This window comes from Kitasatospora sp. NPDC001175, from assembly GCF_053598215.1.
The window spans coordinates 15,377-31,516 of the sequence record NZ_JBSFJU010000002.1 but is presented as its reverse complement, the minus strand read 5'-3'; the positions used below and the strand labels follow the sequence as shown (position 1 = coordinate 31,516).

Genomic DNA, 16,140 nt, shown 5'->3' with positions numbered 1-16,140 from the left:
CCCTCACCCGTATGTCCAGATCACCGACCGGCTAGATGCCGTTGTGCTCATCCCTGCGGCGCTGCCAGCGCTGCTCCATCCGGTCCATCACACCGGCCTTCCGGCGCGGAGCCGGAGCCGCCTTCGGGCCCGCTCCGTGCCCGCCGGGGCTACGCCTCCACCAGGTGACGGCGAGGACCGCGCAGCCCAGCATCACCAGGAACCCGACGACGCCCACCCAGACGTACTGAGCGACCATGCCCCCCATCAGGAGGCCGACACCCACGACGAACCCCGCGGCGGCCAGGTAGACCTTCCGACGGGTGTAGGTGCGCAGCCCGGTTCCCTCGAGCGCTGACGCGAACTTGGGATCTTCTGCGTACAGCGCTCGCTCCATCTGCTCGAGCAGTCGCTGCTCGTGCTCCGAGAGCGGCACGGAGTCCTCCTACTCGTCGGTCGCGGGGCGACCGGTCCGCCACCCCTGGCTCGGCCCTGTGTGGTCCATATGCCCCATGGTTCTGGCTGTCATGCTTTCCGGCTTTACCCAGATCATACGGTCCCAGGGGCCGGGTACGGGACGGTCGGGCGCACGTGGCTCCGGCCGCGTACGCGTGTGCCTCCCGTACGGTGCCCAACGGCGCAGCGCCTGGACAAGTGCCCGGAACGAAGGAATCCTTCGCGGTTGCGGTCGAATGGTCAGGCGAGCGAGGCGAGAAGGTGCAGCTGGGTGGCCACGGCGTGGAACGCGGGCTCCCCGGCCGCAGCCTGCTCCAGCTTGAGCAGCGCCTCCATCGCGCCGGGCTCGGTGTCCACCAGGACCCCGGGGACCAGGTCGGCGAAGACCCGTACGCCGTGCACCGAGTCCACCCGCAGGCCGGCGGCGCGGGCCAGCCGGCCGAGCTCCTCGGCGCTGAAGCGGCGCGGCATCGGGTCCTGCTCGCCCCAGCGGCCGTCGGCGGCGTCCAGGGCGGCCCTGGCCTCGGTGAAGTGCCCGCCCAGGGCACGGGCCAGCACGGCGCCGTTGCGGTTGGCCGCGAGCAGGCTCACCAGTCCACCCTTGCGCAGCGTCGCGGTGAGGTTGCCGAGCGCCTCGGCCGGGTCGTCCACCATCTCCAGGACGCCGTGGCAGAGCACCACGTCCACACTGGCCGGGTCGACCACCTCGGGGAGGGTCTGGGTGTCGCCCTGGACGGCGCGGACCAGGTCGGTGACGCCCGCCTCGGCGGCCCGGCGCTCCAGCGCGAAGAGCGCGTCCGGGCTCGGGTCGACCACCGTCACGCGGTGGCCCAGCCGGGCCACCGGCACGGCGAAGTTGCCGGTGCCACCGCCCGTGTCGAGCACGTCCAGCACCGGCTGGTCCAGTTCGGCGGCCCGGCCTTCCAGGGCCGTCTTCACCACCTCCCACACCACGGCGGTACGCAGGGCGCTGCGGGGACGCGTCGGGTACAAGACTGGAGCTCCTCGTGGCGGGGGTTCGCTGATGCCCCCACCTTAGTCCGCCCGGCCCCTGCGCAATCCCGTCCCACCCCGGCCACATCGGCTGCACGAGGCGTCCGCGGCGCGGACCCGCCCACGACCAGCTAGCGCCGCGTGTCGTCCTCCTTCGCGGCGGCGCGGCGGTCGAGGTTCGGCGGCCGGGCCGGCGGCTCGGGGTACAGGCCCAGCAGGCGCTGCACGATGCGGTGGTAGAGCGCGGTGTTGCGGATCAGGTCGTCCGCGTCGCGCGGGCCGGCCGCACCCCGGATACCCGCCTCGGCGGCGGCCCGGCGGCGGGCACCGGCCGCGAAGTACACGGCCCACTCGGCGAGTTCGGGGGCGACCTCGGGCAGCACGTCCCAGGCGCTGCGGATGGCCCGCCGGCGGCGCGGGTTCTTCTCCGGCCGCCCGCGCACGGCGAGCACGGCCGCGGTGGCGCGCAGCGCGGCCAGGTGCGCGGCGGCGTACCGCTCCAGCGGGTCCTCGTACTGGCGGGCACGGACGAGGGTCAGGTCCGCCTGGCGCAGCAGGTCCAGGGCGGCGGGCGGGGCGGCGGCCCGGCGCAGTACCGGGTGGATGTCGGCGCCCCGACCCTGCGCTGCGGGGCTCTGTGGCGCGGGGCTCTGGGCCGGAGGGTTCTGGGGCGCGGGGCTACGAGGGTCGGCGGCTGGGCGGTGGGTGATGGTCTCAGGACGGCTGATGGTCATGGCATCCCCCGGTCCGAAGCGGGTGGCGCGGGCCGGGTGGCCCGTGCGATTCCATCCTGAACGGCACCACTGACAATCCGTCTGCCGTTTCGTCCGCACAGGCTCCGCCGGGTCCCCGAGGAGCGCACGGATCCGGTCACCACCCGCGGCCCGGCGGACAACGGCAAGGGCGGTCCCGCCCGGCCGCCCCGACTCCCCCGTCGGCCTGCCGTGCGGAACCGCCCGCCCGTCAACCGGACGCACCCGGCGCTACGGCCCGGCACTGCCCGGTACTCCCCCCCGGCACTCCCCCCACCGGCCGCCCTCCCCACGACCCCGCTCCGCCGCCCCGTACCGGCGGTGCGCGGCCGTCGTCCGGCCGGTTCACACGGCTCCGCAGCGGGCCGCATCGTTGCCCCACACGGCCGATGGACCCGGAACCGCCACCGGGCGCCGCCTGTTCGAAGGCCGTCGTCCCGATGCCGTAACTATGCCGGTTTCCGCAGGTCGGAGGCCATCCGATCGGGTACTCAAGTCGGGAACTGAGTATCCGTACTCAATTCCCGGCGACCGCCCGGCGGGCTGGAACCGGCCGGCACCCGGCGGCGTCCTGAGAACCCGGGCCGTCCGTGCGTCCCGATACGGTGTGGCCCGAACGTCGGACATGGGTTCCAAGGGGGATCGCGAAAGTGGGCATCGTCCCGTTGATCTTCACCAGCGGCTGGGCGAGCGGGATCAACGCCTACGCCGTGGTGATGCTGCTCGGCCTGCTCGGACGCTTCGCCGGGGCGGAGTCGGTGCCGCCGGTGCTGGAGCGCACCGATGTACTCGTCGCCGCGACCGCGCTGTTCCTCTGCGAGGCGGTCGCCGACAAGATCCCGTACGTGGACACGGTGTGGGACGCGATCCACACCGTGATCCGCCCGATCGCCGGTGCGACCGTGGCCGCGCTGCTGGCCAGCGCCCACCCGGGTTCGCTCGGCGAGGTGGCGGCCGGTGCGGTGGGCGGTACGACGGCGCTGGTCAGTCATCTCATCAAGGCCTCACTGCGGATGGCCGTCAACACCTCTCCGGAGCCCGCCAGCAACATCGCCGTCAGCCTGGTCGAGGATCTCTCGGTGGCCGGCCTGGTCACCCTGGCGATCTTCCACCCGTGGTTCGCCGCGTCCATCGCCGCGGTCCTGCTGGTGGTCGGCGTGGTGCTGGTCTGGTTCGCCGTCTCCCGGATCCGCGCATTCCGCCAGCGGCGCCGTGAGCGAAAGGCACAGCGGACCGCCGCGCGGCAGCCCCAGCCGCTCGGCGCGGGACGCCCCTGAACCGCCCGGCCACCGACCGCCGAGGGACGGAGCCGGAAGGAGCCGCCGGGCAAGACCTAGGATCAGGTCCCATGGCACGGATCGTCATCATCGGCGCAGGAATCAGCGGACTGGCCGCCGCCGCCCGGCTGGCCACCCTCGGACACCGAGTGACGGTCTGTGAGGCGAGCGGGACGTACGGGGGGATGCTCGGCCGCTACGAGCGGGACGGCTTCTCCTTCGACACCGGCCCCGGGCTGCTCACGCTGCCCGCCGTCTACCGCGACCTCGCGCTGAAGTCCGGCCGCGAGCCGCTGGAGCAGCTGGTCGATCTGGCGCCGGTGGCACCGGAGAGCCGGCACCTCTTCCCGGACGGTACGGACCTGCTGCTGCCCAACGCCTCGCGCGGCGGGGTCGCCCAGGCCCTGGACGAGGCCTTCGGCCCGGGGTCGGGCGAGCGCTGGGGCGAGGTGATGAACCGGGCCCGCACGGTCTGGGAGGCCACCCGGCGGCCACTGCTGGAGGAGCCGTTGCCGGCCGACCCCGGTCCGCTGCGCACCGATCCGTACCCGGCGCCGCCGCGCCGCGGACTGGCCCGCTTCTCCCGCCGCACCAGCACCCTCGCCGACGTCGCCCAACGCGAGCTCGGCGGTCACCCCGGGCTGACCGCGCTGCTGTACGAGTACGCACTGCGCTTCGGCCTCTCCCCCGACGAGGCGCCGGCCGGGGCCAGCGTGCTGCCGTACATGGAGCAGTCCTTCGGCGTCTGGTACGTCACCGGCGGCAACCGGGCGCTGGCCGAGGCGGTGTACCGGCGGTGCGAGCAGCGCGGGGTGGAGTTCCACTTCGACACTCCGGTCACCGAGGTGCTGGTGGCTGACGGCAGTGCCCGCGGGGTCGCGGCCGGGGAGCGCCGTTTCGAGGCGGATCTGGTGCTCTCGGCGGTCGACGCCCGTACCCTGGCCCGGTGCGGCATCGTGCCCGGCCTCGACCCCAAGTTCGGCGAGGGCCCCTCCACCGGCCGGCTCACCGTTCTGCTGGCCCTGCGGGGCGCGCGCCCGGCCGGCACGGCGTACCGCACGGTGGTGCACGCCCGGGACCTGGAGCGCGAACTGGACCGGGTCTTCGAGCGCCCCGGGCTGCCCGAGTACCCCACGGTGCAGGTGCACCGGCCCGACGATCCGACGCTGCGCCCGGACGACGCGCACGAGGCCGCCACGCTCACCGTCACCGTGCCCGATCCGGACGAACTCGCCGAGCTAGCACCGGACTTCGAGGCGTACGCCGACCATCTGCTGGACCACCTGGCGGCCACCGGAATCGATCTGCGCGAACGGGTGCTGTGGCGCGAGGTGCTGCCGCCGACCGCCGCCCTGCTCCCCCCGTCGCTGGCCGGGGCCGACGGGCGGTTCCTCAACCCGCCGAACGACTCCGGCATCCCGGGCCTGTACCTGATCGGCGCCACCGTCCACCCCGGCGGGGGCCTGGCCAGGGCCGGGATGTCCGCCTCGATCACGGCCGCCGGGATCGGCCCGGCCTGACGGCACACGCCCCGGCACCGGCGCCCGGGCTCACGGAGGCGGCTGTTCGGCGGCCCGCTTGAGGCCGGCCGCCTCGATGGCCAGGTAGCGGCGGGTCAGCGGCCCGTAGACCACGCCGATCACCGGGGCCGCCGGACCGAACTGGCCGAGAGTCAGCGTGACGTCCGCACCGCCGGCCGTCCGCGGGTCGATCCGGTGCTCGGCTACGGTCAGTACACCCGGGGCACCGCTCTGCCAGACGAAGCAGCGGCCGACCTCGTACACCGTCACCTGCCAGACGGCCGGGCGGAGCCTGGGCTGCCGGATCCGCACCGTGCTGCCGACGCCGAACGGACCCTCCTCCAGCCGGCGCACCTCCGAGACGGTGGCGGTCCACGAGGGCCAGCGCTCGACGTCCGCCAGCACCTGCCAGACCCGCGCGGGCGAAGCCGCGACCTCGACCGTGACGGCATGGGACACAGGCACCCCCGGCGCATGACTGACGATGCGTCAACCCGACCAGCCTACGGCCCGACCACCCGATCGGTCACGGGTTCGTCGTCAGGGGAGCCGAACGGTTCGGACGGGGGGCAGGACGGCACTCCCCGAACGACCCCGGCCTCAGCCCTGCTGCTGGTAACCCCAGGGATTGTGGCCGTAGCCGGACTGCTCCACGGCCTGCGGCTGCTGGTACTCCCAGGGCTGGGCGTACTGCTGCTGGCCGTCCTGGTACTGGTGCTGCTGGCCGTCCTGGTACTGGGGCTGCTGGTGCTGCTGGCCGTACGGATCCTGATATGCCTGGTACGCCTGGTAGGACTGGTCGTACCCGTACCCGGGCTGCTGCGGCCAGTGCTGGTCGGCGTACGGGGCAGGCTCGGCGGGCTGCGGCTGGTAGGCGCCGACCGGGTACGGTTCGGTCGGCTGGAAGGGCTCGACGTACACGCTGGCGTCGCCGATCTCCTGCATCTGCCCGTACGGCGAGTACGCGGCCGACTGTCCGTAGGGATCGAAGGGGTCCGGATCGAAGGGGTCCGGATCGGACGGTACCGATTCGAACGGGCTCGGGTCGCGGGGCGCGGGCACCGGCGCGAGCGGGGCGGCCTCCTCGATCGGCCCGACCTCGCCCACCTGCTGCACCGCCGCGGCGGCGGCCACGGCGGCACCGCCGGTGGCGGCGCTGAGCAGCGGGATCCGGGCGAGCGGGCCCGGCAGAGCACCGTCCTTGCCGCGCAGCGACCAGGCCGAGACGCTGCCCTGCTTGACCGCACGGGTGACGAAGACCTGGCCGAGGGCGAAGGCCGCCGCACCGGCTCCGATCACCACCACCGAACCGAGCCGCATCCCGGCGACCACGCCCAGGAAACCGACCAGCGCGAGGGCCCGCCAGTGCAGCGGCGCGCGGCTCTGCAGCAGCAGCTCGGCGAGCAACCAGAGCGCCACCAGCGCCAGCGCGACGTACAGCACCAGATATCCGATGCCCATCCGCTACCTCCAGTCGCGAACCGCGCGTGTGCGGGCGACTGTACCTGCTCGGCGGCCCCGGACCCACATCGCCGGGACCGGCCGAGGGCGGCCGGCTCAGCGCTGGTGGAGACCGAGGTTCTGGTAGATCTCCAGGGTCGAGGTGGAGTGGTTCAGGGTGATGAAGTGCAGGCCGGGAGCGCCCTCGGCGAGCAGCCGCTCCGACATCGCGGTGGCGTGCTCGATACCGATGGCGCGCACCGCCTCCCGGTCGTCGGCGACGGCCTCGAAGCGGCGCTTCAGGTCCTCCGGGAAGTCCGACCCGGACAGCTGCGGGAAGCGCTCCAGCTGCCGGATGTTGGTGACCGGCATGATCTCCGGGATGATCGGCACCCCGCAGCCGGCCGCGGCGACCCGGTCGCGCAGCCGCAGGTAGTCCTCGACCTCGAAGAACATCTGGGTGATCGCGTAGTCGGCGCCCGCGCGGACCTTGTGGACGAAGTGCCGGATGTCGTCGTCCCAGCTGTCCGAGCGCGGGTGCATCTGCGGGAACGCGGCCACGCCGACGCAGAAGTCGCCGATGCCCTTGATCAGCTCGACCAGCTCGTACGCGTAGGTGACGCCCTCCGGGTGGCGGACCCACTCGCCCTGCGGGTCGCCGGGCGGGTCGCCCCGGACGGCGAGGACGTTGCGGACGCCCTGGTCCGCGTAGTGGCCGATGATGTTGCGCAGCTCGGCCAGCGAGTGGTCGACGGCGGTGAGGTGGGCGACCGGGGTCAGGGTGGTCTCGGTGGCGATCCGGCCGACCATGTCGACGGTGCGGCCCCGGGAGGAGCCGCCGGCGCCGTAGGTCATGCAGACGAAGTTGGGGTTGAGCGGTTCCAAGCGGCGGATCGCGTCCCACAGGCGGCGCTCGGCGTCCTCGCTGCGCGGGGGCATGAACTCGAAGGAGAACGAACGATCCCCGGCCGCCAGCAGGTCGTGGACCGTCTGGGCGCGGTCGGTCCTGGTGGAGGAGATGCCAAGTGCCATGCTGGCAGGTTAGCGGGCGCGGCGAAGGGCCTGACAGTTTTTGTCCACCAACTGAGACGCCGGTCGGAAAGGCGGGGGAAGCCCTTGATGGCGGGCTCGGGCGGTCCTCCCGTTAGTCTGATTGTCACCCCAGTGATCCGGAGTTCCTCGTGCCCTCGTCCAGCAGCCAGTCGGTCGACCCCATAGCCGTGGAGGCCGTCCGCGAGCGCGTCAACGCGGCCCTCGCGGAGTTCATGGACGGGCAGTCCGCACTGCTCTCCGGGATCTCCGCCCAGCTGCTGCCCGTCACCGAGGCGCTGCGCGAGTTCCTGCTGGACGGCGGCAAGCGGTTGCGGCCGGCCTTCTGCTACTGGGGCTGGCGCGGCGCGGGCGGCGCATCTGAGGACCCGTCCATCGCGCGGGCGGCCGCCGCGCTGGAGCTGCTCCAGGCCAGCGCCCTGGTGCACGACGACCTGATGGACCGCAGCGACACCCGGCGCGGCCTGCCCTCGGTGCACCGCCGCTTCGAGGCCCTGCACCGCAGCAGCGGCTGGCGCGGCGACCGCGAGCAGTACGGCGCCTCGGCGGCGGTGCTGCTCGGCGACCTGCTGCTGATCTGGTGCGACGAGCTCTTCCTGCGCTCCGGACTGCCCTCGATGCGGGTGCTGGCGGCCAAGCCGGTCTTCGACCTGATGCGCACCGAGGTGATGGTCGGTCAGTACTTGGACGTGCTGGAGCCGGTCGCCGGGGACTCCACGGACGAGGGCGCGCTGGCCCGCACCCGGACCGTACTGCACTACAAGTCGGCCAAGTACACCATCGAGCGCCCGCTCCAGATCGGTGCCCTGCTGGCCGGGGCCGGACCCGAAGTGCTCACCGCGTACTCGGAGTTCGGGCTGCCGCTGGGTGAGGCGTTCCAGCTCCGCGACGACCTGCTCGGCGTCTTCGGCGACCCGGCGGTCACCGGCAAGCCGGCCGGTGACGACCTGCGCGAGGGCAAGCGGACGCTGCTGATCGCGCACGCGATGCGCGGTCTCGGCGCCGCGGACGCCCGCCGGCTGGACCGGCGCCTCGGCGCTCCCGACCTGACCGCCGAGGAGATCCCCGAACTGCGCCGGCTGGTCGAGCGCAGCGGCGCGGCCGAGCTGGTCGAGGACCGGATCGCGGAGCTGATGCGGCAGTCCCTCGACGCCCTCGACGCCGCCCCGCTGTCCGGCGGCCCGGCCCGCGCCGCCCTGCTCGCCCTGGCCGAGGCGGCCACCGTCCGCAAGTACTGACGCCGCCGGGGCGGCGCGGGCTGTCGGGCACGCCCCGGAGGCGGGGCCGGCGGGCACCGCGTGCCCCGCCGGCCCGAAGGACGTCAGGCCACCCGGATGCGGCGGGCCAGCTCCGCCGCCGCCGCGCCCGGGTCCTCGGCGGCCGTGATCGCCCGGACCACCACGATCCGCCGGGCGCCGGCCGCGAGCACCTCGTCCAGGTTGGACAGGTCGATACCGCCGATCGCGAACCACGGGCGGTCGGTGACGGCCTTGGCCGCGTACGAGACCAGGCCGAGCCCGGGGGCGGGACGGCCGGGCTTGGTGGGGGTGGGCCAGACCGGGCCGGTGCAGAAGTAGTCCACGCCCGGCTCGACGATCGCCGCGTCCACCTCGGACTCGGCGTGGCAGGACCGTCCGATCACCACCTCGTCGCCGAGGATCGCCCGCGCCGCCGGTACCGGTAGGTCGTCCTGCCCGAGGTGCAGCACGTGCGGGCGGGCGGCGTGCGCGACGTCGGCGCGGTCGTTGACCGCGAAGAGCCTGCCGTGCCGCCGGGCGGCGTCGGCGATGATCTCCAGGCACTCCAGCTCCTGCCGGGCCTCCAGGCCCTTGTCGCGGAGCTGGACGATGTCCACGCCGCCCGCCAGTACCGCGTCCAGGAACTCTGGCAGGTCACCCTGCTCGCGCCGGGCGTCGGTGCACAGGTAGAGACGGGCGTCCGCCAGCCGGGTACGGACGTCCGCCATCAGAGCGCCATCGCCTGGGCGCGGCGCTTGACCTCGGTGCCCCGGTTCTCCCGCAGGGCCTGGATCGGGCTGCCGGGCAGCGACGGGTCCTCGGTGAACATCCACTCGAGGATCTCCTCGTCGTTGAACCCGCAGTCCCGCAGCACGGTCAGGGTGCCGACCAGGTGCTTGACCGGGCCGTCGGTGTCGATGAACGCGGCGGGCACCTGGAGCGCCTTGTTCTCGCCGCGCCGGACCGCCACCAGGTGGCCCGCCTTCACCTGGTTGCGGACCTCGGTGACCAGGACACCCCACTGCTCGGAGATGTCGGGCAGGTACATCCAGGCGGGGACCAGGGCTTCAATCTTCGGATCGATCTCACTCACGGCACCAGACTCTCACCTCTCGGCGCCCCCGCGCACCTACCTCCGCCCCGGCACCGCCGCCCGTCCCGCTCAGGTCGGAGCCTTCAGGCCACCGCCGCCTTGAGCTGGAGCGACGCATCCGCCGCCTTCGCCGGATCGAGGACGGCGCCTGTGGCGATCAGTCGCCGGGCCTGGGTGACGTCACGCGGACGGTCCACCGCGAGCATCCCGACCAGCCGGTCCTCCCGCAGCCAGAGCACCGCCCAGGCCGGGTCCTGCGCCGAGCCCCGCCACACCAGCCGGTCCGCGCCGGCGTGCCGCCCGACGTACTGGACCATCCGGCCGAACTGCTCCGACCAGAAGTACGGCACCGGGTCGTACGGCTCAGCGGGCTCCTGCCCGAGTGCCGTGGCCAGCACCGAGGCGGCCACGGCACGGCCGGACTGCAGCGCGTGGTCCCAGTGCTGGACGGCCAGCCGGGTACCGAATCGGGCCGAGGGGTACGAGACGCAGTCGCCGGCCGCCCAGACGTGCTCCGCGCCGGTGCGCAGCCGCTCGTCCACCAGGATCGCGCCGGACGCGTCCAGCCCGACGCCGCTGCCCGCGAGCCAGCCGGTGGCCGGGCGGGCGCCGATGCCGACCACGACCAGGTCGGCGGGCAGCCGGGTGCCGTCGGTGAGCTCGACCGCGTCCGGCTCGACGGCCGCGACGCCGGTGCCGCAGCGCAGTTCCGCCCCGGCGGCGGCGTACCAGTCGGCCATCAGCGCGCCGAGCTCGGTGGGCAGGGCACCGGCCAGCGGGGCCGGGCCCGCCTCGACCACCGTCACCTCGCATCCCAGTTGCCGCGCCACCGTCGCGGTCTCGGCTCCGATCCAGCCCGCCCCGACCAGGACCAGCCGCGCTCCGGGCACCAGCTCGGCCCGCAGCGCGAGCGCGTCGTCCACGGTGCGCAGCACCCGCGCGCCGTCCGAGCCCGGCAGGGCGATCGGTGCGGCACCGGTGGCGATCACCAGGCCGCCGTACGGGAGCTCACCGGCGTCGGTGTGCAGGACGCCCGGCGCCACGGCGGTGGCCCGGCGGCCGGGCAGCAGCTCCACGCCCAGGTCCTGCCAGTCGATGTCCAGTTCGGTGGAGTCGCGCTTGCCCAGCAGGACGTCCTTCGACAGCGGCGGCCGGTCGTACGGCGGGTGCCGTTCCTCGCCGACCAGGGCTATCGGCCCGCGCCAGCCCCCCTGCCGCAGCGCGAGCGCCGCCTGCGCCCCCGCCATCCCGGCCCCCACGACGACCATCGGATCCGTGATGCTCAGCTCTGCCACCCGGCCACCCTACCGAGCCGGGCGACGGCATCCGGGGGCCTGTCCGCAATCCGTGGGCGCATTCGGCCCGGGCCGGGCCCGGCGTTATGGTGGTTGGACCATCACGGGAGCCCGGCGCACCGGGCTGAGAGGCGGGCTGCGGCGGCCCGCGACCGTCCGAACCTGATCCGGGTCATGCCGGCGAAGGGAGAAGAGCAGCTTTGACACGCGTTGTGAGCGGGTCGGGCACCGACGTGCTGGTGATCGGTGGCGGTGTCATCGGGTTGGGCGTGGCCTGGCGTGCCGCCCAGCGGGGGTTCGCGGTCGTGGTGGTCGATCCGGCCCACGGCGGCGGGGCGGCGCAGGTGGCGGCCGGGATGCTGGCGCCCGTCACCGAGCTCCAGTACGGCGAGGAGCCGCTGCTGCGGCTCGGTATGGCCTCCAACGAACGGTACGCGGCCTTCACCGCCGAGCTGTCCGAGCTCACCGGCCTGGACACCGGCTACCGGCGGACCGGCACCCTGGCGGTGGCGCTGGACTCCGACGACCGCGAGGAGCTGCGCGAACTGCACGCCTTCCAGCAGCGGCTCGGCCTGGAGTCGCACTGGCTGACCGGCCGCGAGTGCCGCAGGCTGGAGCCGATGCTGGCGCCCGGTGCGCGCGGCGGACTGCAGGTGACGGGCGATCACCAGGTGGACCCCCGGCGGCTCTCCACCGCCCTGGTGCGGGCCTGCGAGCGGGCCGGAGCTCAGCTGCTCCCCGCCGAGGCGACCGAGCTGCTGGTCGAGGGCGACCGGGTGGCGGGCGTGCGCCTGTCCACCGGCGAACTGCTGCGCGCGGAGCGCATCGTGCTCGCCGCGGGCTGCCGCAGCCACCTGCTGCCGGGTCTGCCCGAGGGCGTGCTGCCGGCCATCCGGCCGGTCAAGGGCCAGGTGCTGCGACTGAGGATCCCGCGGCCGTACGCACCGTTCCTCTCCCGCAACGTCCGCGCGGTGGTGCGCGGGAAGCACGTCTACTTGGTGCCGCGCGCCGACGGCGAGTTGGTGATCGGCGCGACCACCGAGGAGCAGGGCTACGACACCACGGTCACCGCCGGCGGGGTGTACGAACTGCTGAGGGACGCACACGAGTTGGTCCCGGGGCTCACCGAACTGCCGCTGGTGGAGACCGGTGCGGGGCTGCGGCCGGGCTCACCGGACAACGCCCCGCTGCTCGGTCCGACCGCCCTTCCCGGGCTGGTGGCGGCCACCGGCCACTACCGCAACGGCGTCCTGCTCGCCCCGGTGACGGGCGACCTGCTCGCCGAGTACCTGACCACCGGCACCGTCCCCGAACTCGCCGTCCCCTTCTCCCCCAGCCGCTTCGGCACGAAGGTCCCCGCATGAACGAGATCGCCCTCACCGTCAACGGCGAACCGCGCCGGATTCCGTCCGCGACCACGCTCGCCGAGGTGGTGGCCGCGCTGAGCAAGGCGCCGACCGGAGTGGCCGCCGCGCTGAACGAGACCGTCGTCCCGCGCAGCGCGTGGGCCGACACCGTGCTCGACTCGGGTGACCGCGTCGAGATCCTCACCGCCGTACAGGGAGGCTGACGCCGCCATGGCCGACACCCGACTCGACGACGAGAAGGACCGGTTCACCATCGCCGGCACCACCTTCGACTCCCGTCTGATCATGGGCACCGGCGGTGCGCCGAGCCTGGAGGTCCTGGAGCAGGCGCTGCGCGCCTCGGGTACCGAGCTGACCACCGTCGCGATGCGCCGGGTCGACCCGAACACCCACGGTTCGGTCCTGGACGTCCTGACCCGCAACGGCATTCGCATCCTTCCCAACACCGCAGGCTGCTTCACCGCCGGAGAGGCCGTGCTGACCGCCCGGCTGGCCCGCGAGGCGCTCGGCACCGACTGGGTCAAGCTCGAAGTCATCGCGGACGAGCGCACCCTGCTCCCCGACCCGATCGAACTCCTGGACGCGGCCGAGACCTTGGTGGACGACGGCTTCACCGTACTTCCGTACACCAACGACGACCCGGTGCTGGCACGGAAGTTGGAGGACGTCGGCTGTGCGGCGATCATGCCGCTGGGCTCGCCGATCGGCTCCGGGCTGGGCATCCGCAACCCGCACAACTTCCAGCTGATCGTGGAGAGTGCGGGCGTCCCGGTGATCCTGGACGCGGGTGCGGGCACCGCCTCCGACGTGGCGCTGGCGATGGAACTCGGCTGCGCCGCCGTCATGCTGGCCTCCGCGGTCACCCGGGCCCAGGAGCCGGTGCTGATGGCCGAGGCGATGCGGCACGCCACCGAGGCCGGCCGGCTCGCCTACCGGGCGGGCCGCATCCCGCGCCGCTTCCACGCCGAGGCCTCCTCCGCCATGGCCGGCCGCGCCGACCTCGACCACCGCGAACGGCCCGCCTTCTAGCGGCGGCCACCGCGGCCCGGCACGCCCCCGGGAGTGGGGGCGTGCCCGCCTCCCCGACAGGGTTCGCGCGCACCGCGGCGAATTCGCGTGCAGCACGGCAAATACGTGACCCCCTAGACTCCTCTGGTGGACACAACGCTGCACGATCCCCTGATCGGTACTCTGCTCGACGGCCGGTACCGGGTCGAGCAGCGCATCGCGGCCGGCGGCATGGCCACCGTCTACCGGGGCACCGACACCAGGCTCGACCGGGTGGTCGCGCTCAAGGTGATGCACCCGTCCCTGGTGGACGACCCCGACTTCACCGCCCGGTTCATCCGCGAGGCCAAGGCCGTCGCCCGGCTGACCCACTCCAACGTGGTCAACGTCTTCGACCAGGGGGCGGACGGCCGCACGGTCTTCCTGGCCATGGAGTACGTGCCCGGCTGCACCCTGCGCGACCTGCTGCGCGAGCGCGGCGCGCTGAGTGCCCGGGCCGCCCTGGACGTCCTGGAGCCGGTGCTGGCCGCCCTCGGCGCCGCACACCGGGCCGGCCTGGTGCACCGGGACGTGAAGCCGGAGAACGTCCTGATCACCGACAGCGGCCTGGTGAAGGTGGCCGACTTCGGCCTGGTCCGGGTGCTCTCCGGCGGGGACGGCGCGGTCACCAACACCACCTCGGCCACCACCGTGCTCGGCACGGTCTCGTACCTCGCCCCCGAGCAGATCCAGCCCGGTGCGCCGACCGACCAGCGGGTCGACGTCTACGCGGCCGGCATCCTGCTGTACGAGATGCTCACCGGCGGCAAGCCGCACATCGGCGACAACCCGATGCAGGTGATCTACCGCCATCTGCACGAGGACGTCCCGCCGCCCTCGCAGGTGGCGCCCAACGTCGCTCCGGGGCTCGACGCCATCGTGGCGGCGGCCACCGCCCGCGATCCCCAGGCCCGCCCCTACGACGCCGTCGAGCTGCTGGCCACCCTCCAGCGGGCCCGCCGCTCGCTCACGCCCGAGCAGTTGGACACCGAACCCCCGGCCTCGTCCAGGACCACCCCGCAGTACCCCACCGGCGAGGTGACCGCAGTGGTCGAGCGGCAGGTGGAGCGCACCAGTGTGCTCGACCTCCCCACACTCGACTTCGCCCACCCGCGCCCGTACGACGAACCCCAGGACGTACCTCCCGCCCGGCCGCGCCGCTCGCGCAAGCCACTGGTGTGGACGGCGGTGGTGGCCGTGCTGCTCGCCCTGGTCGGCGGTGCGACGTACTTCCTCTCCAGCGCCGTGTACGCGACGGTGCCGAGCGTGCTGGGACAGACCCGGGCGCAGGCGGTGCAGACCCTGGACAAGGCCGGGCTGCAGGGCGTGTTCAGTCAGCAGTTCAGCGAGAGCGTCCCGGCCGGGCAGGTGGTCTCCTCCGACCCGGGTGTCGGACAGCGGGCGCGCAAGAGCGATCCGGTGAAGGTGACGCTCTCCAAGGGCCCGCAGCGGATCGCCGTGCCCGATCTGGCCGGTAAGCCGCTGGACCAGGCCCGCAAGGCGCTGACCGATGTCGGTCTCGTACCGGGCACCGTCACCGAGACGTACAACGACACGGTGCCCCAGGGCTCGGTGATCAGCTTCACCCCGGCCGCGGGCGGGCAGGTGGCACTGAACACCCCGGTGGCGCTGGTGGTCTCCAAGGGCATGGTTCCGGTTCCGAACGTGGTCGGCCTGACGAAGGAGGCGGCCACCAAGGCGCTGACCGCCGCCGGTTTCCAGGGCCAGACCAGTGGCCTCGACTTCTTCGGCACCGGCAAGGTCATCAGCCAGAGCCCGGCCGCCGGCACGCCCGCCCCTCAGGGCACCGCGGTCACCCTGAAGCTGCCGGCCTTCTGAGCCCTCCGGGACGCGGGCCCCGGGGACCCGCCCGCGGCCACCGCACGGCCGGTCAGCGCAGCGGTCCGTCGCCGGGCTTCTCCTGGTACGAGTAGCGCTGCTCGGCCCACGGGTCGGCCAGGTTGTGGTAGCCGCGCTCCTCCCAGAAGCCCCGGCGGTCGGCGCGCATGTACTCGACCGCACGCACCCACTTCGGCCCCTTCCAGGCGTACAGGTGCGGCACGACCAGGCGCACCGGGAAGCCGTGCTCCACGGTGAGCGGCTCGCCGTTGTGGTGGGTGGCGAAGACCGTCCGCGAGTCCGCGAAGTCCGCGAGCCGGAGGTTGGCGCTGTAGCCGTACTCCGCCCAGACCATCACATGCGTGGTGTCGGGGCTCGGCGGCACCAGGTCGAGGATGGTGCCGGCCGCCACGCCGCTCCACTCGCTGTCGAGCATCGAGAACCTGGTCACGCAGTGGAAGTCGCCGCGCACGGTGGTCCTGGGCAGTTCGTGGAAGCCCTCGAAGTCCCAGCGGTGCTTCTCGGCCGAGGCGGTGGCCCCGAAGACCTGGAAGTCCCAGGTCAGCGGCTTGAACCGGGGAACGGGCCCGTAGTGCAGCACCGGCCAGCCGCGTTGCAGCCGCTGGCCGGGAGGGAGCCTGGGGTCAGACGGCTGAAGCTCTTCTCGTTCGTGCTGACCCATGGCTCCATGGTGACAGACAGCGGACCGGACGCCGCGGGCGGCCCTGGTGGGAGGCCCTGCCATCCACATAGCGGACAAATCGGACGTTCCACCACATCTGCCACTAAGTGTG

The 16,140-nt window shown here is 73.4% G+C and carries 17 protein-coding genes and 1 riboswitch; of the genes, 7 read left to right on the top strand and 10 right to left on the bottom strand.

Annotation, left to right across the window (positions count from 1 at the left end):
- Positions 1-31: 31 nt before the first annotated feature.
- The 3 genes from ACWDAK_RS02095 to ACWDAK_RS02085 form a co-directional block, all read right to left on the bottom strand.
- Positions 32-415, bottom strand: coding sequence for a DUF3040 domain-containing protein (locus ACWDAK_RS02095; protein WP_344634088.1), 384 nt, complete (start codon positions 413-415; stop codon positions 32-34).
- Positions 416-675: 260 nt separating this feature from the next.
- Entirely contained in the window at positions 676-1,428 is a 753-nt protein-coding gene (locus ACWDAK_RS02090; RefSeq protein ID WP_427393195.1) for a methyltransferase domain-containing protein, read from the bottom strand.
- 131 nt (positions 1,429-1,559) lie between these two features.
- On the bottom strand, positions 1,560-2,162 hold the full coding sequence (locus ACWDAK_RS02085) for an SAV_6107 family HEPN domain-containing protein (protein ID WP_344634090.1): 603 nt from the start codon (positions 2,160-2,162) through the stop codon (positions 1,560-1,562).
- A gap of 668 nt (positions 2,163-2,830) precedes the next feature.
- On the opposite strand from ACWDAK_RS02085, the gene ACWDAK_RS02080 reads away from it, so the two are divergent.
- Both ACWDAK_RS02080 and ACWDAK_RS02075 read left to right on the top strand, forming a co-directional pair.
- A complete protein-coding gene (locus ACWDAK_RS02080) occupies positions 2,831-3,457 on the top strand; it encodes a DUF4126 domain-containing protein (protein WP_427393196.1) in 627 nt (208 codons plus the stop codon).
- A 71-nt stretch (positions 3,458-3,528) separates the two neighbouring features.
- Entirely contained in the window at positions 3,529-4,977 is a 1,449-nt protein-coding gene (locus ACWDAK_RS02075) for a phytoene desaturase family protein (protein ID WP_427393197.1), read from the top strand.
- A 30-nt stretch (positions 4,978-5,007) separates the two neighbouring features.
- Here ACWDAK_RS02075 and ACWDAK_RS02070 read toward each other — a convergent pair whose 3' ends face one another.
- From ACWDAK_RS02070 to metF, 3 genes are all read right to left on the bottom strand, one after another.
- Entirely contained in the window at positions 5,008-5,442 is a 435-nt protein-coding gene (locus ACWDAK_RS02070; protein ID WP_427393198.1) for an SRPBCC family protein, read from the bottom strand.
- A gap of 135 nt (positions 5,443-5,577) precedes the next feature.
- A complete protein-coding gene (locus ACWDAK_RS02065) occupies positions 5,578-6,438 on the bottom strand; it encodes a hypothetical protein (protein WP_427393199.1) in 861 nt (286 codons plus the stop codon).
- A 96-nt stretch (positions 6,439-6,534) separates the two neighbouring features.
- The gene (gene metF, locus ACWDAK_RS02060; RefSeq protein ID WP_344634095.1) at positions 6,535-7,449 is read right to left on the bottom strand and encodes a methylenetetrahydrofolate reductase [NAD(P)H]; all 915 of its coding nucleotides are present in this window, start codon (positions 7,447-7,449) and stop codon (positions 6,535-6,537) included.
- Between the two features lie 149 nt (positions 7,450-7,598).
- On the opposite strand from metF, the gene ACWDAK_RS02055 reads away from it, so the two are divergent.
- On the top strand, positions 7,599-8,705 hold the full coding sequence (locus ACWDAK_RS02055; protein ID WP_344634096.1) for a polyprenyl synthetase family protein: 1,107 nt from the start codon (positions 7,599-7,601) through the stop codon (positions 8,703-8,705).
- A gap of 83 nt (positions 8,706-8,788) precedes the next feature.
- Here ACWDAK_RS02055 and thiE read toward each other — a convergent pair whose 3' ends face one another.
- The 3 genes from thiE to ACWDAK_RS02040 all read right to left on the bottom strand — a co-directional run bounded on the left by thiE (position 8,789) and on the right by ACWDAK_RS02040 (position 11,066).
- Positions 8,789-9,433, bottom strand: coding sequence for a thiamine phosphate synthase (thiE, locus tag ACWDAK_RS02050; RefSeq protein WP_427393200.1), 645 nt, complete (start codon positions 9,431-9,433; stop codon positions 8,789-8,791).
- Positions 9,433-9,798: an Rv2175c family DNA-binding protein gene (locus ACWDAK_RS02045; protein WP_344634098.1), complete on the bottom strand. Its 366-nt coding sequence runs from the start codon at positions 9,796-9,798 to the stop codon at positions 9,433-9,435. Before ACWDAK_RS02045 ends, thiE begins: the two co-directional genes overlap by 1 nt.
- 83 nt (positions 9,799-9,881) lie before the next feature.
- Complete coding sequence (locus ACWDAK_RS02040) at positions 9,882-11,066, bottom strand: NAD(P)/FAD-dependent oxidoreductase (protein WP_344634399.1); 1,185 nt, start codon at positions 11,064-11,066, stop codon at positions 9,882-9,884.
- A gap of 120 nt (positions 11,067-11,186) precedes the next feature.
- Positions 11,187-11,299: riboswitch (TPP riboswitch) on the top strand.
- Between ACWDAK_RS02040 and thiO the strand changes: the two genes are divergently transcribed.
- The 4 genes from thiO (at position 11,294) to pknB (ending at position 15,346) form a co-directional block, all read left to right on the top strand.
- Positions 11,294-12,457 (top strand): glycine oxidase ThiO, encoded by a 1,164-nt coding sequence (gene thiO / locus ACWDAK_RS02035; protein WP_427393201.1) that lies wholly within the window; start codon positions 11,294-11,296, stop codon positions 12,455-12,457. (Overlaps the previous riboswitch by 6 nt.)
- Positions 12,454-12,663: a sulfur carrier protein ThiS gene (thiS, locus tag ACWDAK_RS02030; protein ID WP_344634100.1), complete on the top strand. Its 210-nt coding sequence runs from the start codon at positions 12,454-12,456 to the stop codon at positions 12,661-12,663. Before thiO ends, thiS begins: the two co-directional genes overlap by 4 nt.
- A 7-nt stretch (positions 12,664-12,670) precedes the next feature.
- Positions 12,671-13,489: a thiazole synthase gene (locus tag ACWDAK_RS02025; protein WP_344634101.1), complete on the top strand. Its 819-nt coding sequence runs from the start codon at positions 12,671-12,673 to the stop codon at positions 13,487-13,489.
- A gap of 126 nt (positions 13,490-13,615) precedes the next feature.
- Positions 13,616-15,346 (top strand): Stk1 family PASTA domain-containing Ser/Thr kinase, encoded by a 1,731-nt coding sequence (gene pknB, locus ACWDAK_RS02020; RefSeq protein ID WP_427393202.1) that lies wholly within the window; start codon positions 13,616-13,618, stop codon positions 15,344-15,346.
- A 52-nt stretch (positions 15,347-15,398) separates the two neighbouring features.
- Here pknB and ACWDAK_RS02015 read toward each other — a convergent pair whose 3' ends face one another.
- Positions 15,399-16,028, bottom strand: coding sequence for a sulfite oxidase-like oxidoreductase (locus tag ACWDAK_RS02015; protein ID WP_427393203.1), 630 nt, complete (start codon positions 16,026-16,028; stop codon positions 15,399-15,401).
- Positions 16,029-16,140: the final 112 nt, after the last annotated feature.